A 26,702-nucleotide genomic window follows, 5' to 3' on the forward strand; every position below is an offset into this window, starting at 1 on the left:
GGCCGCGTCGGTATCTCCATCAGCAGGCCGCCGACGCCCATGCCGGCGATGTCGCGCGCGGTGACATCGAGGCCGGCAATTAACCGGTCGAGCACCCAGTCGAAGCCGTTTTCCTTGGGGCTGCGCGCGCAGCCAGGCGCGCCGATGACGCGCTTGCCGCCGACTGTGCCGAGCACCAGCAGATTGCCGGGATCGACAGGCATGCCCGCGCGGACAACAATCCCCCCGGCCCTCTCGATCGCCGCCGGAACGACGTCGGCGAAGTCGCTCATGGCTGAAGCCCCGAAGATCACCACCATGTCGTTGTCGCGCGCAAGCGCGATGGCGGCCTCGGCGACAGGGCCGATCTCATGCGGCGTGCGGCGCTCCGCTGTCAGCCTGCCGCCCGAGCGCGCCAGCCGGGCTTCGGTGACGCGCAACGTCTTGTCGAGCACAGTTGGTTTGGTGCCCGGCAGCACCGTCTGGATGACACCGACACGCACCGGCTGATAGGCGTTGACGGCAAAAATTTCGACGCCGGCGCAGATTTTCACCACGGCGTCGACCAACGCGGAAGAGACCGCGAAGGGAATGATCTTCACCGTCGCGACCATCTGGCCCTTTTCGACCGGCGCGTGCCGGGCCAGCGTGGCGATGGTGATGGTGGGATCGACGGCATTGATGGCGTCGATGACAGCGGCGTTGACCGTGAAGATACCAGCCGCCTTGGCGTGGAGATTGACGCGACCTGTGGCGGCGGGCTTCGCCTCGATGCCGCCAAAGGTCATGCTCTGCGCAATTCTTTGAGCCGCGGCGTCCTCGCCGAGATCGTCAGGAGCCAGCACGGCCGCGACAACCTGCAGGATACCCGCCCCTTTGAGTATGGAGACATCTTCGGCGCTCAGCCTGTGCGCCTTGCGAAACCGTTTTTCGCCGGCGGTGGTGGCATGCGCCAGCACCGCCCCCTCGGCGGCCTCGATCGGTATCGGACCAAATTTCACGCCGCCGCGCCCTTCACATCGAGACCGCGCGAGCGGAAGGCAAGGATGGTCTGCGCGAGAATGGCGACGGCAATCTCGGCGGGGGTTGCCGCCCCGATATCCAGCCCGATCGGCGCGTGGATACGCGCGATCTGGTCGGCACTCGCGCCCAACGCCAGCAGGCGCTCGACGCGCTTGGCATGCGTCTTGCGGCTGCCGAGGGCCCCGACATAGAAGCAGTTGGCGTCGAGTGCCGCCTTCAGCGCGAAATCATCGATCTTCGGGTCATGGGTGACAGCGGCGAGCGCGGTGTAACTGTCGAGCGGCTGGCGCTCCAGCACATCCTGCGGCCAGTCGGCATGCAAGGCGACGTCGGGAAACCGGTCCGATGTGGCGAAGGCGGTGCGCGGATCGATGATCTCCAGGGGATAGCCAGCGATCCGGGCCATCGGCGCGAGCGCCTGGCTGATATGGACGGCGCCGATCACCACCATGCGCGGCTGCGGCAGATGCGCATTGAGAAAAAATGTCCGACCTTCCGCCTCGACGGAGCCGGAATTGCCGGATCGAAACGCCTTGGCGATCGCCGCTCCGAGATCGCCAGCGACCTGATCGCCCTCCCGCACGATACGATCGCGACCATCACCGAGATCGGTGACGAGGATCGCCGCGCGGCGGGCGCGTCGTTCGGCATTGAGCGTCTTCAGCGCGTAGGGATCCATCCGAGGTCAGCCCAATCGCTCAACATAAACCTTGATACGGCCGCCACAGGACAGGCCCACCTGCCAGGCCGTCTCATCGGCGACACCGAACTCCAGCATCCTGGCCTTGCCGGAGCCGATGACGTCGACCGCCTCGGTCACGACGGCGCCCTCGACGCACCCACCCGAAACGGACCCGTGGAAATTGCCACTGGCATCGATGACAAGGTGGCTGCCGACCGGGCGTGGCGCCGAACCCCAGGTCTCGACCACGGTCGCGATTGCCACATCCTTGCCGTCCTTCATCCAGGTTTCCGCGATGATCAGCGGGTCGCGGACCTCATCGAGATAAATGCTGTCGCTCATCGTTGCTTCTCTCAGGGTCTGTTTTTCCAGGGAACCAGGAAACATATGGCTATGCGGCGTGCCTCGCGCCAGCACCCATCCACCGCCGCGGATCGACCGAAAGCGCCGATTTCTTGTCGAGCGAGGCGCAGAGATCGGCGAGCGCTTCGAGATTGTGCACCGAGCGGAATTCGTCGACATGCGGCAGCATCGCCTTGACGCCTCGGGCGCGCGCCTGAAAACCATCGAAGCGCAACAACGGATTGAGCCATATCAGCCGCCGGCAGGATTTGTGCAGCCGCTCCATCTCTTCCGACAAGCCCATGACGTCGTCGCGCTCCAGCCCGTCGGTGATCAAAAGCACCACCGCGCCCTGTGCCAGCACGCGCCGCGACCATACAAGGTTGAACTCGGCCAGCGTATCGCCGATGCGCGTGCCGCCCGACCAGTCCTTGACCGCCGCCGAGCAATCGGCAAGGGCGGCATCGGGATCGCGGTGGCGCATCTGCCGAGTCAAATTGGTCAGCCGCGTGCCAAAGACGAAAGTGTGCACGCGCCGGCGCTTTTCCGTCAGCGCATGCAGGAAATGCAGGAAGATGCGCGTGTACTGGCTCATCGACCCGGAAATATCGGCCAGTACCACCAGCGGCGGGTGGGTTTCGCGGACCGAGCGGAATTTCGGCAGGATCAATTCACCGCCGGTGCGCGCCGCCGAGCGCATCATGGCGCGTGGATCGATGCGGCGGCCGTGTGCATCGGCCTTGAAGCGCCTGGTCCGCACCATGTCGAAAGGCAATCGCAGCTCGGCGATAGCCTTCCTGGCGTCCGCCATCTCGGCGGCGTTCATCTGCGCGAAATCCTTGCCCCGCAACACCTCGTTGCCGGAAAAGGTGAAGCGGGCGTCGACTTCGATCTCAGGAACTTCCTGCGGTGATTGCTTTTTCTGGTGGCCCTCGAACATCGCCTGGCTGACGCGGTTTTCGGCCGCGCGCGGCTTCTGCTTCTGCCTGACGTCAGGCGCTACCGGCGAAAACATCGCCAGCAGCTTCTCGATCAGTTCGCGCGATTTCCAGAACAGCCTGAAGGCTTCGTCGAAGGTCGGGTGATCCTCGTGCCTGGACACCAGAACGGCGTGCAGCGTCCAGTAAAAATCATCGCGCGAGCCGATGCCGGCGACGAGCACCGCCTCGATCGCGTCCTTGACCGAGGCCGGCCCGACCCGCATGCCGGCCTTGCGCAAGGTGCGGGCGAAATAGACGATGTTGTCGGCGATCCGCCCGTCCTCGGTCGCCTCTCTGGGGTCGGGACGCGAAGCCTTCATTCCCCCTACTCCGCCGCCGCGAGCTCGGCCTTGACCTCGTCGAGGATGCGCCGGCCCTCACCCGCACCGATGCGGGCAATGTCGTCCTGGTATTTCAGCAGCACGCCGATCGTGTCGGACACGGTCTCCGGATCGAGCGCCACCTTGTCGAGTTCGGTCAGCGCACCGGCCCAGTCGATGGTTTCGGCGACGCCAGGTACCTTGAACAGTTCGATCTGGCGCAGCTTCTGGATGAAGGAGACCACTTCGGCCGAAAGCCGCTGGTTGGCCCGAGGCACCTTGCGGCGCACGATCTCCAGCTCGCGTTCCGCATTGGGATAGTCGACCCAGTGATAGAGGCAGCGCCGCTTCAGCGCGTCGTGGATCTCGCGCGTGCGATTGGTGGTGATGAGGACGATCGGCGGCTCTTCCGCCTTGATCGTGCCGAGTTCAGGCACCGTCACCTGGAAGTCGGAGAGGATTTCGAGCAGGAAGGCTTCGAACGCTTCGTCGGTGCGGTCGAGCTCGTCGATCAGGAAGACCGGGGCCGCGCCCGTCTTGCCGGTCAGTGCATCGAGCACCGGCCGGCGGATCAAGTATTTTTCGGAGAAGACGTTCCGCTCCATGGCGGAGCGCTCGACCTTGCCGGCAGCCTCCTCCATGCGGATTTCTATCATCTGCGCGGCGTAATTCCATTCATAGACGGCCGAGGAGACGTCCAGCCCCTCATAGCACTGCAGTCGGATCAGTCGGCGGCCAAGCGCCTCGGCCAACACCTTGGCGATCTCGGTCTTGCCGACGCCGGCCTCGCCCTCGAGGAAAAGCGGTCGTTTCATGCGCAGAGACAGGAATAGCACCGTTGCCAGCGACCGGTCCGCGACATAGTCCGCGCCGGTCAGGAGATCGAGCGTCTCGTCGATCGTCCGCGGCACGGGGCGCGGTTTCAAGTCGCTCATTCTTTCTCCGTGGGTGCGGCCGCCCCACTTTCCAGGACGTGGTAGCCGCGCGCGTGGTAGATCAGCGGCCGCAAATTATCGCCCATGCGAAGGCCTGTCACCTTGCCAAAAAGCACACGATGGGTGGCGAGGTCCTTGGTGTCGATCAACTCGCAATCGAAAACGGCGAGCGCACCCTTCAGCGTCGGCGCGCCGGTGGAAATCACGTCCCATTCGCCAAGCGCGAAACGCTCTTCGACCGGCAACCCAGTCATACCCGAGAATCCAATCGACAGCGGCTCCTGGTGCGAAGCCAGCGTGTTCAAGGCAAACCTGCCGTTCTTCACGAACGGCTCGTTTTTGGGGTTTTCACGGTTGAGGCAGACCAGGATGGTCGGCGGCGTGTCCGACACGGAACAAGCCGCGATCACCGTCGCGCCACGCTTGCCGGCGGGTCCGTCGGTGGTCACCACATGGACGTGACCGGCAAAATGGCTCATCGCGTCGCGATAGGCCTGCGGTCCAATATCGTTTATCTTCAGCACTGGAGATTTCCACAGCCAAAACCTGAACTGTTATATATGGCCAGACATCACATGCCACAAGCGAAGTGCTTGGCCCATATCCGGAATTCGCGTGTTGCACCAAGGCCGGACAGCCTTTAGGTCTTGGCGGGAATTGGCGCCCGCGCGCGGGCTTGGAGGGACGGTTCGGCAGGATGCGATCCGGGGGAACGATATCCATCGCACTGGCCTGGCTGTTGCTGACCGGCGCCGCCGGCGCCCAGACGCTCACGGTCGGCGTCGCCGCGCCCCTGTCGGGACCATCGGCCATCCTCGGCAAGCAGATCGAGGCCGGCGCCCGGCTGGCGGCAGAGGCGAACGGCATCCAGTTCAAGACCGTGGATGACGCCTGCACCGGCAACGGCGGCGCCGCGGCGGCCAGCGAGTTCGTGGCAGCCAAGGTCAATGTCGTGATCGGCTTCCTCTGCACGGAGGCTATCGAAGCGGCGATGCCTGTCCTGAAGGACGCCAACATCCCGGTCATCACCATCGGCGTGCGAACCGAAAGCCTGACCGACCGCCGCGCCAAGACCGGCTGGCCGGTATATCGCTTGGGACCACGCGGCGACGATGAGCGCAACGCTGTCGCCTCTAACCTCACCCGGCTGTGGCGTGACGAACTGTTCGCCATCATCGATGACGGCACCATCTATGGCCGCGAGATCGCCGAGACGTTTCGCGCGGCGGCCGAGCAGGCAGCGCTGAAACCGGTCTTCGTCGACACGTTCCGGCCGCAGCTCGACAACCAGATCGGCCTGGTGGGGCGGCTGAAAAAGGCCGGCGCCACGCATGTTTTTGCCGGCGGCGACGGCGACGACATCGCCATCATGGGGCGCGATGCCGCCCAGCTCCAGACGGGCATCGTCCTCGCCGGCGGCGAAAACCTGCGCACGCCGCCCGGCGACGTGCCTTATGCAACGGGCACGCTGATGATCGCGCCGCCCGAATGGGCCGATGTCGCGGACCCTAAAGTGCTGGAGAGCTTCTCCGCGCAAAAGATCGTGCCGGATGGCTACACCTTGCCGGCCTATGCGGCGGTCGAGATCGCCAAGGCGGCGACGGCGGACGCCGCAAAGTCCGGCAAACCACTGACCGATGCGCTCACCGGGCATGATTTCACCACGGCGATCGGACCAGTCCGCTTCGACGCCAAGGGCGACCTCAACCAGAGCCCCTACCGTGTCTTCCGCTTCGACGGCACCCGCTTCGTGCCCTTGGAAAACAACTGATGTTCCGCACCGGTCCGCGCAACCTCATATCAGACGTTGCCGGCCTGCGCGTCGGCAATGCTTCCGATGCCAGGCTTAAGTCCGGCGTCACGACCGTCCTTTGCGACGAGCCGGCGGTGGCGGGTGTGCAAATCCTTGGCGGCGCGCCTGGGACCCGCGAGACGGATCTGCTGGAACCGCACAATTCCATGGAGACAATCCATGCGGTCGTGCTGTCGGGCGGCTCGGCTTTCGGCCTCGATGCTGCATCGGGCGTGCAGGCCGCGCTGCGCGAACGCGGCATCGGCTTCGAGGTGGGCGGCTTCCGGGTGCCGATCGTTCCGGCGGCGATCCTGTTCGACCTGCGAAATGGCGGCGACAAGGACTGGGGCCGCTATCCGCCCTATCGCGACCTCGGCTACGAGTCGGTACAGGCAGCCGCCGTCGATTTCCAACTTGGCACGGCCGGCGCCGGTACCGGTGCACTGACGTCGGGGCTGAAGGGTGGCCTGGGTTCCGCCTCGACGTTGCTGGACAATGGCGTCACCATCGGCGCGCTGGCCGCCGTCAACCCAACCGGATCGGTCACCGTCGGCCGCACCCGCCATTTCTGGGCGGCGCCCTTCGAAATCGGCGATGAATTCGGCGGGCTCGGTTTTCCCTCGCCCATGCCCGACGACGCAAAGCGGATCTTGCTGAAGTACCGCGACAAGGATCACGGGCGGCAGATGGAAAGCGGCGGCAACACGACCATCGCCATCATCGCGACAGACGCGGTCCTCACCAAGGCCGCCGCGAAACGCCTGGCGATTTCGGCGCATGACGGCTTCGTGCGCGCCATCTGGCCGACGCACACGCCGGCCGACGGGGACCTGGTGTTCGCGCTGGCCACCGGCAGGAGCGGGGTCGAACTGACCGCCGACGCAGCGGTCGACCTCTATGCCGCGGCAGGCGCCACCATGGCGCGCGCCATCAGCCGTGGTGTGTTTGCCGCGACGCCAGCGGGCAACGATCTGTTTCCTGTCTGGTCGTCGCGCCTGGGCTAAAGCCTTCGATCAAACCGGATCGGATTTTTCTTCCTCGAACGTCACCGCGACATCCGAATTCGCGGACAACCACACCTTCTTGCCATCGACCTCGGCAACCAGGGCCAGGGAAATATAATGGTGATGGCCCTTGTGAGCGCCCTCGCCGCTGTCGGCCTTGGTCAGCTTGATGCGCTGGCCATCGACCTTGTCGACGGTGCCGATATGCACGCCATCGGCGCCGAGGACTTCCATGTGCTCACGAATTTTGCTGGTGTCGGTCATGTCAGGTTCTCCATTGGGGTGGTTGCCATTGGGATTGCCGACAATAACAAATGACGAGCGGATTGGATGCATCGGCTTTGGCCCGCACGGCGTTTTGATTGGGCGGTCAACCGCGTCCAATCTCCAGGTCCCTGCGCTCGCCTTCACTCGCCTGTGGAATCCGGCACTATTTCCGCTCGACCAGCCTCTGCAGCAACGTTGAGCATTTTGCCCGCCTCTGTTAGGACGCGACCAACGCAACGCGAAGCTGGAAATCGATCCATATGATCCCTCGCTACTCCCGGCCGGAAATGGTCGCCATCTGGTCGCCCGAAACCCGGTTTCGCATCTGGTTCGAAATCGAGGCCCATGCCTGCGACGCGCTGGCCGAACTGGGCGTCATCCCCAAGGAAGCGGCCAAAACCATCTGGGAAAAGGGAAGCGCGGCGGAATTCAACGCCGAGAAGATCGACGCCATCGAGCGCGTCACCAAGCATGATGTCATCGCCTTTCTCACCCATCTTGCCGAATTCGTCGGGCCCGACGCGCGCTTCATCCATCAGGGCATGACGTCCTCGGACGTGCTCGACACCTGCTTTGCGGTGCAACTCACCCGTGCCAGCGACATCCTGCTGGCCGACATCGATACGTTGCTTGCCGCGCTCAAGCGTCGCGCCTTCGAGCACAAGGACACCGTCACCATCGGCCGCAGCCACGGCATCCATGCCGAGCCGACCACCTTCGGCATCAAGCTGGCGCAGGCCTACGCCGAATTTTCGCGCTGCCGCGATCGGCTGGTGCACGCGCGCGAAGACATTGCCACCTGTGCGATTTCAGGGGCGGTCGGCACCTTCGCCAACATCGAGCCCTATGTCGAGGAACATGTGGCCCAAAAGCTCGGGCTGAAGCCGGAGCCGGTGTCGACGCAAGTGATCCCGCGCGACCGCCACGCCATGTTCTTCGCCACGCTCGGCGTCATCGCCTCGTCCATCGAGCGGCTGGCGATCGAGGTGCGGCATCTGCAACGCACCGAAGTGCTGGAAGCGGAAGAGTATTTTTCGCCGGGCCAGAAAGGCTCGTCGGCGATGCCGCACAAGCGCAATCCGGTGCTGACCGAAAACCTGACCGGCCTTGCCCGCATGGTGCGCTCCATGGCGTTGCCGGCGATGGAGAACGTGGCGCTCTGGCACGAACGCGACATCTCGCACTCCTCGGTCGAGCGCATGATCGGCCCGGACGCCACGGTGACGCTCGATTTCGCGCTGTCACGCCTGACCAGCGTCATCGACAAGCTTGTCGTCTATCCCGAGAACATGCTGAACAACATGAACAAGTTCCGCGGCCTGGTGCATTCCCAGCGCGTGATGCTGGCGCTGACGCAGGCCGGCCTGTCACGCGAGGACTCCTACCGGCTGGTGCAACGCAACGCCATGAAAGTATGGGAACAAGGCGCTGATTTCCTTGAGGAACTTCTGGCCGACAAGGAAGTGACCGCAGCGCTGCCGGAGGCTCAAATCCGCGAGAAATTCGACCTGGGCTACCACACCAAGCACGTCGACACGATTTTCAAGCGGGTGTTTGGAGAGGCGTGAAGCGGATCTGGTGAAACGCAGCCGCCAAGCTGGAACACCCCTCATCCATCTTGGCGCTACGCGCCAATCCACCTTCTCCCACAAGACGAGAAGGGAAGGTGTGCAGCGTCGGCGCCAAACGTGGACACCTGCGACTAGCCGAGGCCTAAGTGCAGCGTTTTGCCTTCTCCCCTTGTGGAGAAGGTGGCCGAGCGAAGCTCGGTCGGATGAGGGGTGCTCCAGCTTGGGCGGAAACTTCCGACTTCAAGCCCTCCCCGGCACGGTCCTGATCACCGTGCCCCAGGGGTCCTCACGGGTCGTTTCGCTGCTCACATTGTCCGACCGCATCTCGACCCAGGCAAGGCCGGAGCGGGACGGGTCGCGGCGGCCGGCGCCGGCGCTCTGCCAGGCATTGGCGCCGATGTGGTGGTGGTAGTGGCCTGAAGACAGGAACACCGCCTGGCCACCATATTTGGCCACCGTGTCGAACCCGAATTCCCGGTTCCACCAGGCTTCCGCCTCTTCCGGCCTGCCGACGCGCAGGTGGACATGGCCGACAATGCTGTTTTCCGGCGCGCCCTGCCAGCCCGCATCGCCGGCCGGCACTTCGGCAACGACAGAAGGAATGTTCATCCGCTCGGTCGCCATGGCGATCCTGTCGCCATTCCATTTCCAATCCTGCGGGCAGCGGTCGGCATAGATCTCGATGCCGTTGCCCTCGGGATCGGTCAGGTACAGCGCTTCGCTGACCAGATGGTCCGAAGCGCCCTCGATGGCGATCTTGTCTGCGATGGCGTGGTTGATCCAGCGGCCGAGATCGGCGCGGCTGGGCAAGAGGAATGCCGTATGGAAGAGGCCGGCACTGCGCGGATCGTCCGGCTTGGCGGATACGTCCGGTTCAAGCACCAGCAGCGGACGGTCGGCTGCGCCCAGGGTGATCGCGCCATCGGCACGGCTCAGTTCCTGCAGGCCGACAACCCGGCGATAATAGGCCGCGAGGCTTTCGGCATCACGCGCCTTCAGCCCGACCCGGGCGACGCTCACCGGCGTGGTGGCGGCAAATGGCAGTTCGCTCATCATTGTCTCCGTTGCGGCGACGCTTCGCGAAGTTCCCAAAGCCAGGAGCCCTGCGCCGCCGATCATTGTTCGTCGTGTCAGCGCCAAAATCCCGGTCCCTCCACGGCTGTTTCTTTCCCGACAGAGATCGTCGATCGCCATCGTTCACACAAGGCCGCAAAAAGCGAACATGGTGTTCACCATTGCGAGCGTGAGCGCATCCATCAACGGTTGCATCGGACAGTCGCGCTCGCTATCTCAGCGCCATGAAAGTCAAGGACGCAGATATTCTGATCATTCCCGGATATACCAATTCCGGACCCGAGCATTGGCAGACCCGGTGGCAATCGAAGCTGTCGACGGCGCGTCGCGTGGAACAGGCGGAGTGGTCTAAGCCGGTGCGCGAGGACTGGACGGCGAGCGTGGCCAAAGCGGTCAACGAGGCGCAGAGACCTGTCGTTCTCGTCGCTCACTCACTGGGAGTGGCCGCGGCCGTACAGGCCATTCCGCAATTCCGGAAGCCGGTCGCCGGCGCCTTCTTCGTGGCACCGCCCGACGTCGCCAACCCCAAGATCAAGCCAAGGCATCTGATGACCTTCGGCCCCTATCCGCGCGAGCCGCTGCCGTTTCCATCCATCTTGATCGCCAGCCGCAACGATCCCTTTTGTCCCTTCGATGTCGCCGAGGACATCGCCGGCGCCTGGGGCTCGCTGTTCATCGACGCCGGCGAGACCGGTCATCTCAGCGAGGATTCAGGCTTCGGCCCCTGGCCAGAGGGCTCGATGACTTTTGCCAAATTTCTGACGGACCTTTGACATCTCTGCCAAGGACTGTCTTCAAGCCGCTTCAAATCAAAATTCAGGCTTGAATAAACAATAATTTAAGATGGCTCGCCTTAACTCGTCCGATACGGCGAAATCTGTTCCTCAAGAATATTGCGCGGACTGAATCGACGGTAGTTCGCCTGAAGACAAAGGCCAGTGGCTTGCGGAAGGATGCTTCACTCGAATTCTTGAGAGGTGTCGCGGCCTTTGTTGTTTTGAGTGGGCATTGCTTGGCTGCTTTTGCCCCTTCGATGAATGGCGCCGGAAACATGGCCGCGCAATCGCTGAGAATCAGTCCGGTTTTCGTCGCGTTCAACGGCGTCTCCGCCGTCTACCTGTTTTTCGTTCTGTCTTCCTATGTGCTGGTGAAGCGCTATTTTCAGACCCGAAAAGCAGAAGATCTGCTGCTGGGTGCGGTCAAGCGCCTGCCACGGCTGGCTGGACCGGTGCTTGTGACGGTCCTGACGTCCTGCCTTGTCTTCAAGCTCGATCTGTATTTCTTCGAGGATGCGGCCGCCGTGACGCGATCTGAGTGGCTGAGCACATTCGGCAACGCTTCAAGGACGCTTTCGCGCGAGACCGCGAGTTTCGCCGCTCCTGCAAGGTACCTGGCGGACATTCATTTTCGGCGATCAATATTATGACAGCAGCTTGTGGACCATGGTGGTCGAGTTCTGGGGGAGCATGCTGATCTTCGCCCTTGCGCCGATCATCTTTTTCCTTCAGGCCCGCTCGGCGCTGCTGCCCTGGTTCGGCGTGGCAATAGGCGTGTTCTTGTCGTTGCAAGTCAGTTTCTATTTTTGCGCCTTTCCGGCCGGCCTTGTGCTCTATCCTCTTCTGGCCATGGAATTTCGCCCTAATCCATGGGCGAGAGGTGCGATGGTGGCGGGCTCCCTTCTGTTGCTGGGTTATGCTGGGAGTGCCGTGGGGGTATACCGCCCGTTCGCCATACTTGAGATTGCGGTTTCCGATGCAGGCTTGCGGCAAGCCTGCGTCGCCATCCCGGCAAGCATCATGTTGGTCTATGCCACGCTCAGTGTGGAGAACCCGCCGTCATGGTTATCGCGCAAGGCGGCACGTTTTCTGGGCGATCTGTCCTTCCCGCTTTACCTCGTGCACGTGCCGATCATCTGTTCACTCGGGTCATGGGTCGTCCTGGCCAGCGGCTCCACCGCGCTCGCGGCCGCTGCCGCCATACTGGGTTCAGTCCTCACGGCGTTGCCGCTGATGGCCTTCAACAATTGGTGGGTCCAGGCGCTCGGCGCTCTGTTCAACAAATTCAGACGCAGCGGCCCAGTCGCAGGGCGCCCGCGGCAGCGACTGCTTGACCACGCCTCTTGCGACTGCTGTCCGCCGGTTCGGATTCAGGATCCGATCGAGTCCCGCATGCCCTTGAGCAGCGTCTTGGCTCCCAGCGAAATCAGCGCGTGTTCGGATCCGGTGGCCAGCAGGCGGTAGCCCATCGATACGACGCGGCCGGCGATCGCCGGTTCGACGACGTAGATCGCCGCATGCTTGCCGGCCTTGCGGGTGCGCTCGGCAACCGAGGCCACTGTCTCCATCATGCTTTCCAGCGTGGAGTTGACGGCGGCGCCGTTGGTCCAGGCGATCGAGAAATCGGATGGTCCGAGGAAAATGCCGTCGATGCCCGGCGTGTCGAGGATGCCGTCGAGCGCATCGAGCGCGGCGCGAGTCTCGACCATCGCAAAAGCCATGGTGCGCTGATTGGTATCGCGCAGCCATTCGGCATAGTCGCCCTTGCCATGGCGGGGGAAGGCATAGGTCGGCCCCCACGAGCGTTCGCCGAGCGGGGGATATTTCATGGCCGCGGCGAACAGCTTTGCATCGGCCACCGAGTTGACCATCGGCGCAATGACCGCGTCGGCGCCAAAATCGAGGGCACGGCTGGCCATGTCGAAACGGCCAACGGGTATGCGCACCAGCGCCGGCTTGCCCAGGGCCAGCACCGGTGCCAGGCCGCGCAGGACGCTGTCGTCGTGATGGCCGCCATGCTGCATGTCGAGTGTGACAGCATCGAAGTCCTGCCTGGCCAGGATCTCCACGGTCAGGGCGTCCGGCACGCCCGACCAGGCGGTGACCAGCGTTTCATCGGCGGCGAGACGGGACTTCAGGGACATCTAATCTCTTTCCTTGTTAGCGTCGGCAGTTTCAGCCGGAAACCGCCGCAAGGCAAAGAAAAACCGCCCGGATCGGCCGGGCGGTCGATTGGTCCAGTAAGAGGCCGGATCAGGTGTTCCTGATCTGCTCGATCGCCTGCGCCATCAGTTCATCCATGGTACGGCGGATCTGGTGATCGGACTGCTCGACGCCCGCTGCGTCGAAATCCTTGCGGATCTTGCGGAACACGTCATGGTCGCCGGCTTCCTCGATGTCGGAAACAACGACCTCCTTGGCGTAGGCGTCGGCGGCAGCTCCAGATTTTCCGAGCTTTTCGGCGGCCCACAGACCAAGCGCCTTGTTGCGCCGCGCCGAAGCCTTGAACCGAAGCTCCTCGTCGAATGCAAATTTGCGCTCGAAGCCCTCTTCGCGGTCTTTCATGCTGCTCATGGCGTCCCTCCGGGTCAAATCCGATTCGTTGGCAGGTGAATATGTGTGTTGCCGAAGCACAAACCAAAAGGTCGCGGGCCGGTCAATATGCTTCGTCATATGCTGCGCTGCGGCATTTCAGTCCCGAAAGCGGTTGATTGGAAGGATTTGCCGATTGAGCAAACGGTGTGATTGGGATAGACCCGGCATTGAACGTCACCGTCGCCGCATTAATTCAGGCGGACGGACAGGAAGTGGTCGCTTACCGCCTGCCCGCAAATCCAGAGAAAAATTCAAATGAAAAATCGCCGCCGCATTTATGAAGGCAAGGCCAAGATCCTCTATGAGGGACCCGAGCCGGGCACCCTGATCCAGTTCTTCAAGGACGACGCAACCGCGTTCAACAAGAAGAAACACGAGGTCATCGACGGCAAGGGCGTGCTCAACAACCGCATTTCCGAATACATATTCAATCATTTGAACCGCATGGGCATTCCGACCCACTTCATCCGCCGGCTCAACATGCGCGAGCAGCTGATCAAGGAAGTCGAGATCATCCCGCTCGAAGTGGTGGTGCGCAATGTCGCCGCCGGTTCGCTGTCCAAGCGCCTCGGCATCGAGGAAGGCACCGTTTTGCCGCGCTCGATCATCGAATTCTACTACAAGGCCGACGCGCTCGACGATCCGATGGTTTCGGAAGAGCACATCACGGCGTTCGGCTGGGCAAGCCCACAGGAGATCGACGACGTCATGGCCCTCGCCATCCGCGTCAACGATTTCCTCTCCGGCCTGTTCATGGGCGTCGGCATCCAGCTGGTCGACTTCAAGATCGAGTGCGGCCGCCTGTTCGAGGGCGACATGATGCGCATCGTCGTGGCCGACGAGATTTCGCCAGACTCCTGCCGCCTGTGGGACGTGGCAACGCAGGACAAGCTCGACAAGGACCGTTTCCGCCGCGACATGGGCGGCCTCGTGGAGGCCTATCAGGAAGTCGCCCGCCGCCTCGGCATCATGAACGAGAACGAGCCGCCGCGTCCCACAGGTCCGGTGCTTGTCGCCTCGACCGACGGTCTCAAAGGCAAGCCGCACTGATTGCGGCTTGCGCCCCAACATTCAGAACAGGAGCATGTCCAGCGTGATCAAGGCCCGCATTACCGTCACCCTCAAGAACGGCGTTCTGGACCCGCAAGGCAAGGCAATCGAACACGCACTGTCAGGGCTGGGCTTCGATGGCGTCGGCGCGGTGCGGCAAGGCAAGGTGTTCGACGTCGAACTGGCGGAAAGCGACAAGTCCAAGGCCGAAGCCGACCTCAAGGCCATGTGCGACAAGCTGCTGGCGAATACGGTGATCGAGAATTATAGTGTGACGCTCACCTGAGGTTGTGTCGGAGGCAGTATGCCGGAAGTCACGAATGAGTTGATGTTCGAGCTGCTGAAATGCGTGCATCACGAAATTGGTGAACTTCGTCAGGATGTGACGAAACGGGAATTGAGTGTTATGCGGGGTCATGTGGTGGCAACGCAAAGTGACATCTATGGCATTCTCGCCCGCCAGGATGATCGATTTGAACGCATAGAACGCCGTCTCGACCCGCGCGAACTTGCCGAAGCTCAGAGGCCTTACGAACCAAAATGAAATCAGCTGTCGTCCTCCTGCCTGGCCTCAATCGCGACCGCGACATGATTGCGGCGCTGACCAAGATTTCTGGACAGGCGCCGGCAACCGTCTGGCAGACCGAGACAGAAATCCCCGATGTCGACTTGATCGCCATCCCCGGCGGCTTCTCCTTCGGCGACTATCTGCGCTGCGGCGCCATCGCCGCGCGCATGCCGGTGATGCGGGCGGTCGCCGAAAAGGCCGCCAAGGGCGTCATGGTCATCGGCGTCTGCAACGGTTTCCAGATCCTGGTCGAGGCGGGACTGCTGCCCGGTGCGCTCATGCGCAACACCTCGCTGAAATTCGTCTGCCGGCAGGTCAAGCTCGAGATCGCCAACGCCAACACCATGTTCACCCGCCGCTACCAGCCGGGCCAGCTCATCCGCTCGCCGGTGGCGCATCATGACGGCAATTACTTTGCCGACGCCGACACGCTTGCCCGTCTCGAAGGCGAAGGCCAGGTGGTGTTCCGCTATGCCGAAGGCACCAATCCGAACGGCTCGATCAACGACATTGCCGGCATCGTCAATGAACAAGGCAATGTGCTTGGCCTGATGCCGCATCCCGAGAACCTGATAGAAGCAGCGCATGGCGGCAATGACGGAAGGGCGCTGTTCGAAGGCGCCCTGGGCATTGCCGCTTGAAGTTTACAACCGCAACCTTAAGAATTGCGGTAATTCAAAATCATAGCGTGAGGGAGAGACGGTCATGAAGCTCTATTCGCGGCCGTTGTCGCCCTACTCTTCGATCGTGCGGGCACTGGCCTATATCAAGGACGTGCCGCTCAAGATCATCGCGCCGCCACCGGGTTTTCCGATCCCCGAAGAGTTTCGCGCCATCTCGCCGATGAACCGGATTCCGGTTCTGATCACCGGCTCGGGCGAAACGATCGTCGAATCGGTGGTCATCGCCGAATATCTTGAGGAGCGGTTTCCCGAACCGGCGCTGTTGCCGCCCGATTCGAAGGACCGCGCGCTGGTGCGCATGTTCGCCCGCATCACCGATCTCGATGTGCTGACGCCGACGATGAAGCTTTTCGAGCTGCATTTCGCGCCGAAGCGCAACACCGCCGAGATCGACGTCCAATTCGCCCGTCTCCACCATGGGCTGGCGGCCATCGAGGCACGCATGGCGCAGGGCCCCTTCGCGCTCGGGAGCGACATCAGTTTCGCCGATGCCTGGCTGACACCGACGCGGTTCATCCTCAACAATTTCCGCGCCATGACAGGCCGCCATGACCTGCTCGACGCCTATCCTAAATTCGATGCCTATGAGCAGATCGCCTCGCAGCACCCCGCATTGTCCAGGGTGTGGGGCGAGATGACCGACGGCCTGAAGATGTCTCTATCCGAACTCGAAATGGGTGCCGCTTGATCAAGAACAGGACGATCGCCCTGATCGCCGCGGCGGGGTTTGCGTTGGCATCGTGCCAGTCGAGCCCCAAGAGCACGCCCGTGCCGTCGGGCAAAAGTGCCGCACTGCTCGCCATGGAACAAGTGGCGATATCGGCCCACAAATGCTGGATCGCCAGCAAGGACCCGGCTTTCAAGCAATATCAGATGGCCAATGAGCTGAACTCGTTCAGCGGCCAGCCGCGCTTCCTGCTGGTGCCGGCCAAGCACTATGGCGGCAAACCGCTGTTGGTCGTGCAGGCGCAGGGGAATTCAAGCCATGTCGACGTCTTCGGACCGTTGATGAACGACCCGCTTGGCGCACGCATCAGCTCGGATGTCGCGCGCTGGCAGGCGGGCAATCCGGCCTGCGCAGCCACCGCCTGAGCCAGCCATGGGCCGGTTCCTGCAGATCGCGGGATTGGTTGTTGGCCTGATTGCGCTTGCCCTGCAGTTCTCGATCACCATTCCAGCGTCGGTGGAAGCGGGCCGCGGCCTATTTGGCTCGATCGTGTTCTATTTCAGCTTCTTCACCATCCTGACCAACATTGGCGCCGTGCTGGTCCACACCTCGCTGTTGTCATCCAACGGCCATGCGTGGCTGCCGGCCTTTGCCGGATCCCGGATGCGCGCGGGCGTCGCGGTTTCGATCACCCTGGTCTTCATTGTCTATGCCACCGTGCTGGCGCGGCTCTGGCAGCCACAGGGCCTGTTCCTGCTTTGCGACGTCCTGCTGCACTACGTGACGCCGGTGCTGTTCGTGCTGTGGTGGCTGACGTCAGGCGCCGAGGGCAAAACGAGATGGAGCGATATTTCCTGGTGGGTTGTCTATCCCATCGCCTATCTGGCCTATGCGCTGGCGCGGGCGCCGCTGGCGGGCGAGGTGCCCTACCCCTTCCTCGATATCGCCAGGAATGGCGTTGAGAGCGTCACTATAGCGGCGCTCGCCATCACCGCGCTGTTCGTGGCGATATGCGTCGTCGCCGTTTTCGTCGATCACGGTATTGGGCGCCTCAGGAGCAAAGGCACCCGATAGACCGGTCCCTATTCCCAGAGCGGCTTAATGCCCTCGCGGTGAGCGTCGCAGCGCGAGATGCCGATATCCTTGAGTTGATCGTCGGTCATCTCCAGCAGTGCCAGCCGGCCGCGCCGGCGCTCCAGCAGATGGTCGATCCATTTCGCCAGCGATCTGACCACTTGCACAAGTCGGCCGGCGAAGCCGCGCTGCCCGGACGGGGGAGCAGGCCGGCAGATCAATTCGGTTCTGGAGTGGCGGAATGTTCCGATTGTATCCATTTTCTTTCTGCCGTAATATCAATTGCACCCTTTTTAGCGCGCTATTGATATGTATTGACTCCCGAAGCGGTGCAATATAGAAAATTGTCACCATGACAAATTGGGTGCCAGATCTCACGGGTTCAGGTCCGCTGTATCAGCGCCTCGCAGACGCCATCGAGGCGGATATCGACCGGGGGGTGATCGGTGCGGGGGCAAAGCTGCCGCCACAGCGCGACCTCGCCTACGACATCAGCGCCACGGTCGGCACGGTCGGCCGGGCCTACCAATTGCTGCGTGAGCGCGGTCTTGTCAGTGGCGAGGTCGGACGGGGGACCTATGTGCTGGGAGAGAACATTGGCGTTACAAAGCCAGAGGAGCCCGACACCAGCGTCGAAGGCACGCGTTATGCCGATGCCCCCAAGGACAAGCTGCGCTTCGACAGCACGGCAGCCCCTGACATCGGCCAGGGCGCCATTGTTGCTGACGTCCTGTCACGCGCCGCGCAAGACCATCCGCATGAGATTTCGAGCTACACGCGCGATTTCCCGGATCGCTGGTACGAAGCCGGCGCCCGGTGGCTGTCACGGAACGCCTTCCGGCCAGCGGTCGATACAATCGTCCCCACTCTCGGCACTCATGCCGCGGTGATGGCCGCGATCGCGGCCCTCACCACGCCCGGCGACTATGTCGCCTTCGAGCACCTCACCTACTCGCAAATTTCCCGCAGCGCCGGACTGATAGGCCGGCGCACCGCGCTGGTGGCCTCGGATGATGAAGGCCTTGATCCAGCGGATTTCGAACGCGTCTGCGCGCAAAAGCATCCCAAGATGATATTTCTGATGCCAACGGCGCAGAATCCGACTTTGGTGACCTTGTCGTCGGCGCGCCGTGAGGCGATCGCGCGTGTCGCCCGTGAATACAACGTCATCCTGATCGAGGATGACCTCTACGGCCATCTGACCGACGACCCGACACCACTGCTTGCCGAATTTGCGCCTGAACGCACCATCATTGCCGGTGGTCTGTCGAAATCGGTCGCGGCCGGCCTGCGTGGCGGCTGGCTCTCCTGCCCGCCCGCCTATCGCCACCGCATCCGGGTCGCCCACAAGATGATGACCGGCGGCATGCCATTCCTGTTGGCGGAGGTGAATTCCCGGCTGGTGCTTTCCGGTCAGGCCAGCGAAATCCGCAGGCGCAGCATCGCGGAGATCAGCGCCCGCATGGCCATAGTGCGCGAACGCTTGACGGGCTTCTCATTCAAATCGCACGACAAAGTGCCGTTCGTCTGGCTCACCCTGCCCGATCCCTGGCTTTCCGGCACATTCAAGAATGCCTGCCTGGAGCATGGCGTACTGATCGACGATGAGGATGAGTTCAAGGCGGGGCGCTCCGAGCGGGTTTTCCATGGGGTGCGCTTTGGCGTTTCGCAGCCAAGGCGGCGCGAGGATATTGCCGGCGGCGTCGCGGTGATCAGGCGGCTGCTGGACGAGGGCCGCGCAGGCTACGACAGTTTTTCCTGAGCCATGCGCGGCCACCCGCCCTGCTTGCCTCGAGACGCCGCCTTCGCGAAACCGAGACTTGTCAGAACCGGACCGGATCAGCCTTCGGCCTTGAAGTTCTTGGCTTCCTTCTCGGCCTTGTCCTTGCCGTGCTTCTCAGCCAATTCCTTGGCTTGCCGGGGCGAAACGTCGGTGGTCTCCGCGATATGGAGAGCCTCCTTGTCCGAGAGGCGATTGTCGTTCTTGCCTTGCTTGGTAGCCATCGTCCTGTCTCCTGAGTGATCGGACCTAACGGCTGGGACATCATGGCGTTCCCCATTTGGCTTTTGGGGCAGCTTCAATCGCTGGTCGGGGTGCCTTTCGTGGCTCAAGGGAGGGCCTGCCACGATTTATCGCGCGCATCACCCTGTTGCTTTCTGCCTTTTTCCTTCTCCGACGGGTGTATCGGCCGCAAAGCTTGCGATAAGAGGAGACTCAAAAATCCCTGCTCCATGGACATAAATCGCCGCCCATGACCATTTCCAATTCCGTGCCGATCACCCAGGACCTCATCGCCGCGCATGGGCTGAAGCCCGATGAATATCAGCGCATTCTCGACCTCGTCGGACGTGAACCGAGCTTTACCGAACTCGGCATCTTCTCGGCGATGTGGAACGAGCACTGCTCCTACAAATCCTCGAAGAAATGGCTGCGCACCTTGCCGACCACCGGTCCGCAGGTCATCCAGGGCCCGGGCGAGAATGCCGGCGTGGTCGACATCGGTGACGGCGACTGCGTCGTCTTCAAGATGGAAAGCCACAACCACCCGTCCTTCATCGAGCCTTATCAGGGTGCGGCGACCGGCGTCGGCGGCATCTTGCGCGACGTCTTCACCATGGGCGCGCGGCCGATCGCGGCCATGAACGCGCTGCGCTTCGGTGCTCCCGACCATCCCAAGACCAGGCATCTCGTCGCCGGAGTGGTTTCCGGCGTCGGCGGCTACGGCAATGCCTTCGGTGTGCCGACGGTCGGCGGCGAGGTCAATTTCGACGCGCGCTACAACGGCAACATCCTCGTCAATGCCTTTGCCGCGGGCCTTGCCAAGACGGACGCCATCTTCCTGTCAGAGGCAAAGGGGGTCGGCCTGCCGGTCGTCTATCTCGGCGCCAAGACCGGCCGCGACGGCGTCGGCGGCGCCACCATGGCCTCGGCCGAGTTCGACGACAAGATCGACGAGAAGCGCCCGACCGTGCAGGTCGGCGATCCCTTCACCGAAAAATGCCTGCTCGAGGCCTCTCTCGAACTGATGGCCTCGGGCGCGGTCATCGCCATCCAGGACATGGGTGCGGCCGGCCTCACCTGCTCGGCGGTCGAGATGGGCGCCAAGGGCGACCTCGGCATCGAGCTCGACCTCGACAAGGTGCCGGTGCGCGAAGAGCGCATGAGCGCCTACGAGATGATGCTGTCGGAGAGCCAGGAGCGCATGCTGATGGTGCTGCGCCCTGAAAAGGAAAAAGAAGCCGAGGCGATCTTCCACAAATGGGGCCTCGACTTTGCCATCGTCGGCAAGACCACCGACGATCTGCGCTTCCGCGTGCGGCACCAGGGCGACGAGGTCGCCGACCTGCCGATCAAGGACCTTGGCGACAAAGCACCGGAATACGATCGCCCGTGGGTCGAGCCGAAGAAGCCGGCGCCGCTTGCCGCCAACGATATCCCGCAAGCCGACCTCGCCAATGCGCTGCTGAAGCTGCTTGGCGGACCGGACCTGTCTTCGCGTCGCTGGGTGTGGGAACAATACGACACGCTGATCCAGGGCAATTCGCTGCAGCTTCCGGGCGGCGATGCCGGCGTGGTGCGCGTCGAGGGACATCCGACCAAGGCGCTGGCCTTCTCCTCCGACGTGACGCCGCGCTACTGCGAAGCCGATCCCTATGAGGGCGGCAAGCAGGCCGTGGCCGAATGCTGGCGCAACCTGACCGCCACGGGGGCGCTGCCGCTCGCCGCCACCGACAATCTTAATTTCGGCAATCCCGAACGGCCAGAAATCATGGGCCAGCTGGTCGGCGCGGTGAAAGGCATTGGCGATGCCTGCCGGGCGCTCGGTTTCCCGATCGTGTCGGGCAACGTCTCGCTCTACAACGAGACCAACGGCCAGGGCATCCTGCCGACACCGACCATCGGCGGCGTCGGCCTGATATCGGACTGGTCGAAGATGGCGCGGATCGGTTTCGCCGCGGAAGGCCAGATGATCCTGCTGGTGGGCGCGCCGGCTTCCTGGGGAACGCATCTTGGCCAGTCGGCGTATATGCGCGATGTCCACGGCCGCAGCGATGGCCCGCCTCCGCCGGTCGATCTCGGGCACGAGAAGCGCGTCGGCGACCATGTGCGCTCGTTGATCGCGTCCGGTATCGTCACGGCGGCGCATGACGTCTCCGACGGCGGCATCGCGGTGGCGCTGGCCGAAATGGCGATGGCGTCCGGCATCGGCGCGACCGTTCCCGGACTGGTCGGTACCGATCCGATCCCGGTCTGGTTTGGCGAAGACCAGGGCCGGTATCTCCTGACGCTGTCGATCGATCCGCATGGCGATGAATGGGACGCTATTCGCAAGCAGCAGGGCGAACTCGGCATCTTCGCGCCGTGGATCGGCTCGACGGGCGGCAACGCACTGAAGCTCGGCGATGCCAGGGAGGTCCCGGTCAGCGATCTGACCGCCGCCCATGAAGGCTGGTTCCCGCGCTTCATGGATCAGGCCAGTTGACGAGAGCATGATCCCGAAAAGTGGAAACCGGTTTTCGGGAAAGATCCTGCTCAATCATAAGAAACTGGCCGTCCGGGCGCTGCTTGCAGTCGTCTTCTGGCCGTCGCTGTTCTTCTTCTGGTGCCTTGGACCGTTCGTCTTCTTCCTGCTGTCGACGACGTCGAGCGAGGTTTGCCCCAGGCTGGAAACACGCGCCGAGTTCCTCTCCGCGGCCAACGATACGCTTCCGATGCTGGTCCTGCAGAACCTCATCTATGCGGTTCCGATTGTGTGTCTGGTGCTTTGGAACCGGCTCCTGCCGGAGCCAACGCGAGCTAGGCATATCATCACCTGCGTCAAGCTTTTCGCCGTCTCGGCTGTCTTGGGAGCCTTGTGGGAGTATGGCTCTTCGCTTGTCTGCGATGGCTACGGCCAGCCGTTCTTCTCGCCCGCCTGGCGGATGACCAGCTATCTGCCGATCGCCAACCTGGCGGTCAACACCCCGCTCTACGTGCTGGTTTTCAGTCTGGGCCGCGCCTTCTCGATGCGCGAGGACGAGCCGGCGCAGGGGCCGGGTGAAACCATCTCCTGAACACCAACAGAACGAACTCCGGACGGAACCGCTTCAATCCGGATTGGAAAGGCTTTAGGCTCGCCCGACTCTCATCGTATGGGCCGCCGCGCCGCCGCCCTCCCGAAACAGGAATTTCTGCAATGGCAATGGACGCCCACGATATCGAAAAACTGATCAAGGACGGCATACCGGACGCCCGCGTGACGATCCGCGATCTCGCCGGCGATGGCGACCACTACGCGGCCGAAGTCGTGGCCGAGAGCTTTCGGGGAAAGAGCCGCGTTCAGCAGCACCAGATGGTCTATGACGCGCTGAAGGGCAATATGGGCGGCGTGCTGCACGCGCTGGCGCTGCAGACCAGCGTTCCCGACTGAGGCATTTCCATCCGGCACGCTTGGCCCAAAACGGCCCATTCTTTGCGCCATTCGGGTGATGGCATGGCTAAAGTCTTGTTTCGGGCAACCTATGGGTTTATTTGAAAGACATGCTTCGAGCCTGACTCCCACAGGCGTGAAAGGATATTCCATGAGCGGTATCAACGACTACATCGACAATGAAGTGAAGGGCAACGACGTCGTCCTTTTCATGAAGGGCACGCCCGGCTTTCCGCAATGCGGGTTTTCCGGCCAGGTCGTCCAGATCCTCGACTATATCGGCGCCGACTACAAAGGCGTGAACGTCCTGGACTCCGCCGAACTGCGCCAGGGCATCAAGGACTATTCCAACTGGCCGACGATCCCGCAGCTCTATGTCAAGGGCGAATTCGTCGGCGGCTGCGATATCATCCGCGAAATGTTCCAGGCCGGCGAGTTGCAGACCTTCCTGGTCGAGAAGGGCGTCAGCGTCAAAGGCGCCGCCTAATTCAGCCAAGGCATGTCGACACCGACATGCCTTGGGCACCGGGGCAGCTTCACCTCGGCAATTTTTACATCCCGGCTCCCGGGACCAGGACGAGCCAATGCGCCGGCCCGCCGGCGCGTTTTCGTTTGAGAGATCGGACTTGCCGTGGACCAGCAGAAATCAGCGCCGCAAGGGGCAAGCGCCTTGCCCGGGGCAAGCGCCTTGCCCGGGGCAAGCCAATTGCTCATTCCGCGCTGGGAGTTCATCGCGCTCTGCGCGGCGCTGATGGCGCTCAATTCGCTGGCCATCGACATCATGCTGCCGGCGCTGCAGCAGATTGGCGCCTCGCTCGGCGTCGAGAATGAAAACCACCGGCAATATGTGATCACCGCCTACATACTGGGTTTCGGCGGTGGCCAACTGTTCTTCGGGCCGGTCTCGGACCGGTTCGGACGCCGTTCGCCGCTTGTCGCCGGCCTGATCATCTATGTGGCGGCGGCCGCCGCGGCCGCGATCGCGCCCAGCTTTGAAACACTTTTGCTATGTCGTGTCGTGCAAGGCATCGGCGCGGCCGCCACGCGCGTCATCGCGGTCTCGATCGTGCGCGATACGTTCGATGGCCGGCGTATGGCCGAAGTCATGTCGCTGATCTTCATGGTGTTCATGGCCATTCCGGTCGTGGCGCCGGGTATCGGCCAGTTCATCATGCTGTTCGCGACCTGGCATTGGATATTCGTCACCATGGCCGTCGGCGCCCTGATCGTGTCGGCATGGTCGCTGCTGCGCCTGCCCGAGACGCTGCATCCCGAATACCGCCGGGCACTGACGGTCTCCTCCATTGTCGGCGGCTTCCGCATCGTGCTCACCAACCGCATCGCGCTCTGCTATGCCTTCGCCAGCACGTTCATCTTCGGCGCCATGTTCGGCTTCATCGCCTCGGCGCAGCAGATCTATGTCAACGTCTTCAACGTCGGCGAGATGTTTCCCGTCATCTTCGCCGGTGTCGCGGGCGTGCTCGCCTTCTCCAATTATCTCAACTCGCGCCTCGTCGGCCGCGTCGGCATGCGCCGCCTGTCGCAAAGCGCGCTGCTGCTGTTTCTGGTGATCAGCCTGGCCTGGCTGGTGGTTTCACTGGAAACGAAGATGCCGCTCTGGCTGTTCATCACCTTCTTTGCCGGCGCCATGCTTCCGTTTGGCTGCCTCGGCGCCAATTTCAACGCGTTGGCCATGGAGCCGCTTGGCCAACTGGCCGGCACGGCGTCATCCATCCTGGGTTTCATGCAGACGTTTCTCGGCGGCATTCTCGGCACGCTGATCGGCCAGGCTTTCAACGGCACGGTGACGCCACTGGCCGCCGGGTTCTGCAGCGTCTCGGTTGCCGCGCTGCTGATGATCCTGATCGCCGAGCGCGGCAAGATGTTCCAGCCGCAGAACGCACCCGTCCCAGGGCACGTCACCGACCTGCACTAGATCTGCCGCAGACGCCACGTGGAACTTAACCTATCGCGCCCACAACTCGCGGCGCAGCTCCTGCCAGCTGTCCTGGTCCGGCGCGACAAGCAGGCCGCCGTCGACATGCGAGGGCAGATAGGCGCTGCCGTCGATGCGCGCGGCATGGCCGCCGGCTTCCTGATGGATCAGCACGCCAGGCAGGTGATCCCAGGGCATCAGCTTGTTGTAGACGATAAAATGCGCGTGCCCGCTCGCCAGCAGCCGATATTCGTGCGCGGCGCAGCGATAAGCGAACTGCGACAGTGCCTTGGTCTGGTTGCGTGCAAGGCGTGAGCGCTCCGGTTCGTCGAGATATTGCCAGGAGATCGCGCCGGTCATCTGCGAGATCGGCACGGGTGCCGCCACATGCACTTTTTCCAGGGTGCCATGGGCATGCCTGATATGGCTGCCGGCGCCCCTGGCGGCGATGAGCCAATCCTTGCCCACCGGATCATGGATGATACCCGCGACCGTCTCGCCCCTGACCACGACCGCCAGCATGACGCCGAACAGCGGTACGCCGGATGCGAAATTGAAGGTGCCGTCCACCGGATCGATGGTGAATGCCAGTTCGGCGTCGCCCAAGCCATCGAGCAGCGCCGGATTTTCGGAGCAGGCCTCCTCGCCCACCATCATGGCCGAGGGATAGCGCTCGCGCAGCCTGGCGGTGATCAGCCGCTCGGCGTTGACATCCGCCTCCGTCACCAAGTCGGCTGCGGAAGTCTTCTGGCGGATATCGCCATCGCCCAATCGGCGAAAGCGCGGCATGATTTCGGCTTGGGCTGCCTCGGCCAGAATGCCGGCCAGCCAGTCGATCGCGGTATCGTCAAATGTCATCGGAAATGTCTTGCCTGATCGCGAGGGTTTCATTGAGGGCAGCGAAATCGAACAGTTTTCGGTCGAGCAAATGCGACGGCCTGGTGTTGGACAGAGCGCGGATCATCGTGTCCTTGCGGCCAGGCATGCGCTTTTCAATGTCCTCGAGCATCGCCTTCATGACGTTGCGTTGCAGCCCTTCCTGGCTGCCGCAGAGATCGCAAGGGATGATCGGGAACCGCATCGCGGCAGCGAATTTCTCCAGGTCGACCTCGGCGCAGTAGCTCAGCGGCCGCAACACCATGACGTCGCCGTCGTCGTTGAGCAGTTTTGGCGGCATGGCGGCAAGCCGGCCGCCATGGAACAGGTTCATGAAGAAGGTTTCGAGAATATCCTCGCGATGATGGCCGAGGACCAGGGCCGAGCAGCCCTCCTCGCGGGCGATCCTGTAGAGATGGCCGCGCCGCAGCCGCGAGCAGAGCGAGCAATAGGTGCTGCCCTCCGGGAGCTTGTCGGTGACGACCGAGTAGGTGTCCCGGTATTCGATCCGGTGGGCTATGCCGTTGGCGTCGAGATAGTCGGGCAGGATGTGCTTGGGGAAATTCGGCTGACCCTGGTCGAGGTTGCAGGCCAGCAGCTCGACCGGCAGCATCCCGCGCCATTTGAGATCAAGCAGCATGGCAAGCAGACCGTAGGAATCCTTGCCGCCCGACAGCGCGACCAGCCAGCGCTCGCCGGGCTTCACCATCGAAAAATCCTCGATCGCCTGGCGGGTCAGCCGCAGCAGCCGCTTGCGCAGCTTGTTGAACTCGACCGAGGACGGCACATCGGCGAACAGCGGATGGAAACCACCGTCGGCGATCGGTTCAAGCGTTTCGATGTCTGGCAGCATGTTCATGGCGCGACGGCCCCGGAAATGTGACTTCCGCCCGGATTAACGCATCGGCCGGAAAATCGAAACGGCAAAGCGGATGCCCGAAAACAAAAAAGGCCGCCTCGAAGGCGGCCTTCAGACTGCTGACAAACTCCTGGCTTTTGCCTGGGGTTTTTGATTCACTGGGTCATGTTGAAGCGACCCGCCCCTGAACAGACCGCGCTCGAGATGGTGACGTTGGATCAGCTTGTTCCGGCTGATC

33 protein-coding genes are annotated in these 26,702 nt (G+C 62.8%); 19 read left to right on the top strand and 14 right to left on the bottom strand.

What is annotated here, in order from left to right:
- The 6 genes from O7A61_RS18865 to O7A61_RS18890 all read right to left on the bottom strand — a co-directional run.
- On the bottom strand, window positions 1-980 hold a 980-nt coding region (locus O7A61_RS18865), incomplete at its 3' end, for a molybdopterin-binding protein (protein ID WP_337131091.1).
- The gene (locus O7A61_RS18870; protein ID WP_337107042.1) at window positions 977-1,681 is read right to left on the bottom strand and encodes an XdhC family protein; all 705 of its coding nucleotides are present in this window, start codon (window positions 1,679-1,681) and stop codon (window positions 977-979) included. The genes O7A61_RS18870 and O7A61_RS18865, both read right to left, overlap by 4 nt.
- Window positions 1,682-1,687: 6 nt before the next feature.
- A complete protein-coding gene (locus O7A61_RS18875) occupies window positions 1,688-2,026 on the bottom strand; it encodes an XdhC family protein (RefSeq protein ID WP_337131092.1) in 339 nt (112 codons plus the stop codon).
- A 49-nt stretch (window positions 2,027-2,075) separates the two neighbouring features.
- The gene (locus tag O7A61_RS18880; protein ID WP_337131093.1) at window positions 2,076-3,326 is read right to left on the bottom strand and encodes a vWA domain-containing protein; all 1,251 of its coding nucleotides are present in this window, start codon (window positions 3,324-3,326) and stop codon (window positions 2,076-2,078) included.
- Between the two features lie 5 nt (window positions 3,327-3,331).
- On the bottom strand, window positions 3,332-4,261 hold the full coding sequence (locus O7A61_RS18885; protein ID WP_337131094.1) for an AAA family ATPase: 930 nt from the start codon (window positions 4,259-4,261) through the stop codon (window positions 3,332-3,334).
- Window positions 4,258-4,785 carry a flavin reductase gene (locus O7A61_RS18890; RefSeq protein WP_140506344.1) on the bottom strand — a complete coding sequence of 176 codons (528 nt, stop codon included), beginning with the start codon at window positions 4,783-4,785 and terminating at the stop codon, window positions 4,258-4,260. Before O7A61_RS18890 ends, O7A61_RS18885 begins: the two co-directional genes overlap by 4 nt.
- A gap of 173 nt (window positions 4,786-4,958) precedes the next feature.
- On the opposite strand from O7A61_RS18890, the gene O7A61_RS18895 reads away from it, so the two are divergent.
- A complete protein-coding gene (locus O7A61_RS18895) occupies window positions 4,959-6,032 on the top strand; it encodes a branched-chain amino acid ABC transporter substrate-binding protein (protein ID WP_337131095.1) in 1,074 nt (357 codons plus the stop codon).
- Window positions 6,032-7,057, top strand: a complete 1,026-nt coding sequence (locus tag O7A61_RS18900) for a P1 family peptidase (RefSeq protein WP_337131096.1) — start codon at window positions 6,032-6,034, stop codon at window positions 7,055-7,057. The genes O7A61_RS18895 and O7A61_RS18900 overlap by 1 nt, the downstream gene beginning before the upstream one ends.
- A gap of 9 nt (window positions 7,058-7,066) precedes the next feature.
- On the opposite strand, the gene O7A61_RS18905 is transcribed toward O7A61_RS18900, so the two are convergent.
- Window positions 7,067-7,321: a DUF2171 domain-containing protein gene (locus tag O7A61_RS18905; RefSeq protein WP_337131097.1), complete on the bottom strand. Its 255-nt coding sequence runs from the start codon at window positions 7,319-7,321 to the stop codon at window positions 7,067-7,069.
- 263 nt (window positions 7,322-7,584) lie between these two features.
- Here O7A61_RS18905 and purB point away from each other — a divergent pair, with 263 nt between their 5' ends.
- Window positions 7,585-8,892 carry an adenylosuccinate lyase gene (gene purB, locus O7A61_RS18910; protein WP_337131098.1) on the top strand — a complete coding sequence of 436 codons (1,308 nt, stop codon included), beginning with the start codon at window positions 7,585-7,587 and terminating at the stop codon, window positions 8,890-8,892.
- A 243-nt stretch (window positions 8,893-9,135) separates the two neighbouring features.
- On the opposite strand, the gene O7A61_RS18915 is transcribed toward purB, so the two are convergent.
- A complete protein-coding gene (locus tag O7A61_RS18915; protein WP_337131099.1) occupies window positions 9,136-9,948 on the bottom strand; it encodes a VOC family protein in 813 nt (270 codons plus the stop codon).
- A gap of 245 nt (window positions 9,949-10,193) precedes the next feature.
- Between O7A61_RS18915 and O7A61_RS18920 the strand changes: the two genes are divergently transcribed.
- From O7A61_RS18920 to O7A61_RS18930, 3 genes are all read left to right on the top strand, one after another.
- On the top strand, window positions 10,194-10,742 hold the full coding sequence (locus tag O7A61_RS18920; protein WP_027143685.1) for an RBBP9/YdeN family alpha/beta hydrolase: 549 nt from the start codon (window positions 10,194-10,196) through the stop codon (window positions 10,740-10,742).
- A 239-nt stretch (window positions 10,743-10,981) separates the two neighbouring features.
- On the top strand, window positions 10,982-11,395 hold the full coding sequence (locus tag O7A61_RS18925) for a hypothetical protein (RefSeq protein WP_337131100.1): 414 nt from the start codon (window positions 10,982-10,984) through the stop codon (window positions 11,393-11,395).
- A gap of 16 nt (window positions 11,396-11,411) precedes the next feature.
- Window positions 11,412-12,209 (top strand): acyltransferase, encoded by a 798-nt coding sequence (locus O7A61_RS18930; protein WP_337131101.1) that lies wholly within the window; start codon window positions 11,412-11,414, stop codon window positions 12,207-12,209.
- On the opposite strand, the gene O7A61_RS18935 is transcribed toward O7A61_RS18930, so the two are convergent.
- Entirely contained in the window at window positions 12,116-12,889 is a 774-nt protein-coding gene (locus tag O7A61_RS18935) for an HpcH/HpaI aldolase family protein (protein ID WP_337131102.1), read from the bottom strand. The genes O7A61_RS18930 and O7A61_RS18935 overlap by 94 nt on opposite strands.
- A 109-nt stretch (window positions 12,890-12,998) precedes the next feature.
- Window positions 12,999-13,319 carry a DUF1476 domain-containing protein gene (locus O7A61_RS18940; RefSeq protein ID WP_337131103.1) on the bottom strand — a complete coding sequence of 107 codons (321 nt, stop codon included), beginning with the start codon at window positions 13,317-13,319 and terminating at the stop codon, window positions 12,999-13,001.
- Window positions 13,320-13,595: 276 nt separating this feature from the next.
- Between O7A61_RS18940 and purC the strand changes: the two genes are divergently transcribed.
- The 7 genes from purC (at window position 13,596) to O7A61_RS18975 (ending at window position 17,382) form a co-directional block, all read left to right on the top strand.
- On the top strand, window positions 13,596-14,390 hold the full coding sequence (purC, locus tag O7A61_RS18945) for a phosphoribosylaminoimidazolesuccinocarboxamide synthase (RefSeq protein ID WP_013532127.1): 795 nt from the start codon (window positions 13,596-13,598) through the stop codon (window positions 14,388-14,390).
- Window positions 14,391-14,433: 43 nt separating this feature from the next.
- On the top strand, window positions 14,434-14,676 hold the full coding sequence (purS, locus tag O7A61_RS18950; RefSeq protein WP_337131116.1) for a phosphoribosylformylglycinamidine synthase subunit PurS: 243 nt from the start codon (window positions 14,434-14,436) through the stop codon (window positions 14,674-14,676).
- A gap of 18 nt (window positions 14,677-14,694) precedes the next feature.
- On the top strand, window positions 14,695-14,934 hold the full coding sequence (locus tag O7A61_RS18955; protein ID WP_337131104.1) for a hypothetical protein: 240 nt from the start codon (window positions 14,695-14,697) through the stop codon (window positions 14,932-14,934).
- On the top strand, window positions 14,931-15,599 hold the full coding sequence (gene purQ / locus O7A61_RS18960) for a phosphoribosylformylglycinamidine synthase subunit PurQ (protein ID WP_337131105.1): 669 nt from the start codon (window positions 14,931-14,933) through the stop codon (window positions 15,597-15,599). Before O7A61_RS18955 ends, purQ begins: the two co-directional genes overlap by 4 nt.
- Window positions 15,600-15,663: 64 nt before the next feature.
- Window positions 15,664-16,329, top strand: a complete 666-nt coding sequence (locus O7A61_RS18965) for a glutathione S-transferase family protein (RefSeq protein ID WP_337131106.1) — start codon at window positions 15,664-15,666, stop codon at window positions 16,327-16,329.
- Window positions 16,326-16,733 (top strand): hypothetical protein, encoded by a 408-nt coding sequence (locus tag O7A61_RS18970; RefSeq protein ID WP_337131107.1) that lies wholly within the window; start codon window positions 16,326-16,328, stop codon window positions 16,731-16,733. Before O7A61_RS18965 ends, O7A61_RS18970 begins: the two co-directional genes overlap by 4 nt.
- Before the next feature lie 7 nt (window positions 16,734-16,740).
- Entirely contained in the window at window positions 16,741-17,382 is a 642-nt protein-coding gene (locus tag O7A61_RS18975) for a Pr6Pr family membrane protein (protein WP_337131108.1), read from the top strand.
- Between the two features lie 8 nt (window positions 17,383-17,390).
- Here O7A61_RS18975 and O7A61_RS18980 read toward each other — a convergent pair whose 3' ends face one another.
- Window positions 17,391-17,642, bottom strand: a complete 252-nt coding sequence (locus tag O7A61_RS18980; RefSeq protein ID WP_337131109.1) for a DUF1127 domain-containing protein — start codon at window positions 17,640-17,642, stop codon at window positions 17,391-17,393.
- Between the two features lie 92 nt (window positions 17,643-17,734).
- On the opposite strand from O7A61_RS18980, the gene O7A61_RS18985 reads away from it, so the two are divergent.
- Complete coding sequence (locus O7A61_RS18985) at window positions 17,735-19,144, top strand: aminotransferase-like domain-containing protein (protein ID WP_337131110.1); 1,410 nt, start codon at window positions 17,735-17,737, stop codon at window positions 19,142-19,144.
- Between the two features lie 77 nt (window positions 19,145-19,221).
- Here O7A61_RS18985 and O7A61_RS18990 read toward each other — a convergent pair whose 3' ends face one another.
- Window positions 19,222-19,386 (bottom strand): hypothetical protein, encoded by a 165-nt coding sequence (locus O7A61_RS18990; protein WP_167531216.1) that lies wholly within the window; start codon window positions 19,384-19,386, stop codon window positions 19,222-19,224.
- Window positions 19,387-19,634: 248 nt separating this feature from the next.
- Here O7A61_RS18990 and purL point away from each other — a divergent pair, with 248 nt between their 5' ends.
- The 5 genes from purL (at window position 19,635) to O7A61_RS19015 (ending at window position 24,729) form a co-directional block, all read left to right on the top strand.
- Entirely contained in the window at window positions 19,635-21,866 is a 2,232-nt protein-coding gene (purL, locus tag O7A61_RS18995; RefSeq protein WP_337131111.1) for a phosphoribosylformylglycinamidine synthase subunit PurL, read from the top strand.
- A gap of 7 nt (window positions 21,867-21,873) precedes the next feature.
- The gene (locus O7A61_RS19000) at window positions 21,874-22,437 is read left to right on the top strand and encodes a hypothetical protein (RefSeq protein WP_337131112.1); all 564 of its coding nucleotides are present in this window, start codon (window positions 21,874-21,876) and stop codon (window positions 22,435-22,437) included.
- Between the two features lie 122 nt (window positions 22,438-22,559).
- Complete coding sequence (locus tag O7A61_RS19005; RefSeq protein ID WP_015318146.1) at window positions 22,560-22,793, top strand: BolA/IbaG family iron-sulfur metabolism protein; 234 nt, start codon at window positions 22,560-22,562, stop codon at window positions 22,791-22,793.
- A gap of 151 nt (window positions 22,794-22,944) precedes the next feature.
- Window positions 22,945-23,280, top strand: coding sequence for a Grx4 family monothiol glutaredoxin (gene grxD, locus O7A61_RS19010; protein WP_013895877.1), 336 nt, complete (start codon window positions 22,945-22,947; stop codon window positions 23,278-23,280).
- Window positions 23,281-23,424: 144 nt separating this feature from the next.
- Window positions 23,425-24,729, top strand: a complete 1,305-nt coding sequence (locus tag O7A61_RS19015) for a multidrug effflux MFS transporter (RefSeq protein WP_337131113.1) — start codon at window positions 23,425-23,427, stop codon at window positions 24,727-24,729.
- A 30-nt stretch (window positions 24,730-24,759) separates the two neighbouring features.
- Here O7A61_RS19015 and O7A61_RS19020 read toward each other — a convergent pair whose 3' ends face one another.
- Window positions 24,760-25,587, bottom strand: coding sequence for an inositol monophosphatase family protein (locus O7A61_RS19020; protein WP_337131114.1), 828 nt, complete (start codon window positions 25,585-25,587; stop codon window positions 24,760-24,762).
- On the bottom strand, window positions 25,577-26,464 hold the full coding sequence (ttcA, locus tag O7A61_RS19025) for a tRNA 2-thiocytidine(32) synthetase TtcA (protein ID WP_337131115.1): 888 nt from the start codon (window positions 26,462-26,464) through the stop codon (window positions 25,577-25,579). The genes O7A61_RS19020 and ttcA overlap by 11 nt, the downstream gene beginning before the upstream one ends.
- Window positions 26,465-26,702 lie beyond the last annotated feature (238 nt).

This window comes from Mesorhizobium sp. Cs1321R2N1, assembly GCF_037179725.1.
GTDB classification, from domain to species: domain Bacteria; phylum Pseudomonadota; class Alphaproteobacteria; order Rhizobiales; family Rhizobiaceae; genus Mesorhizobium; species Mesorhizobium salmacidum.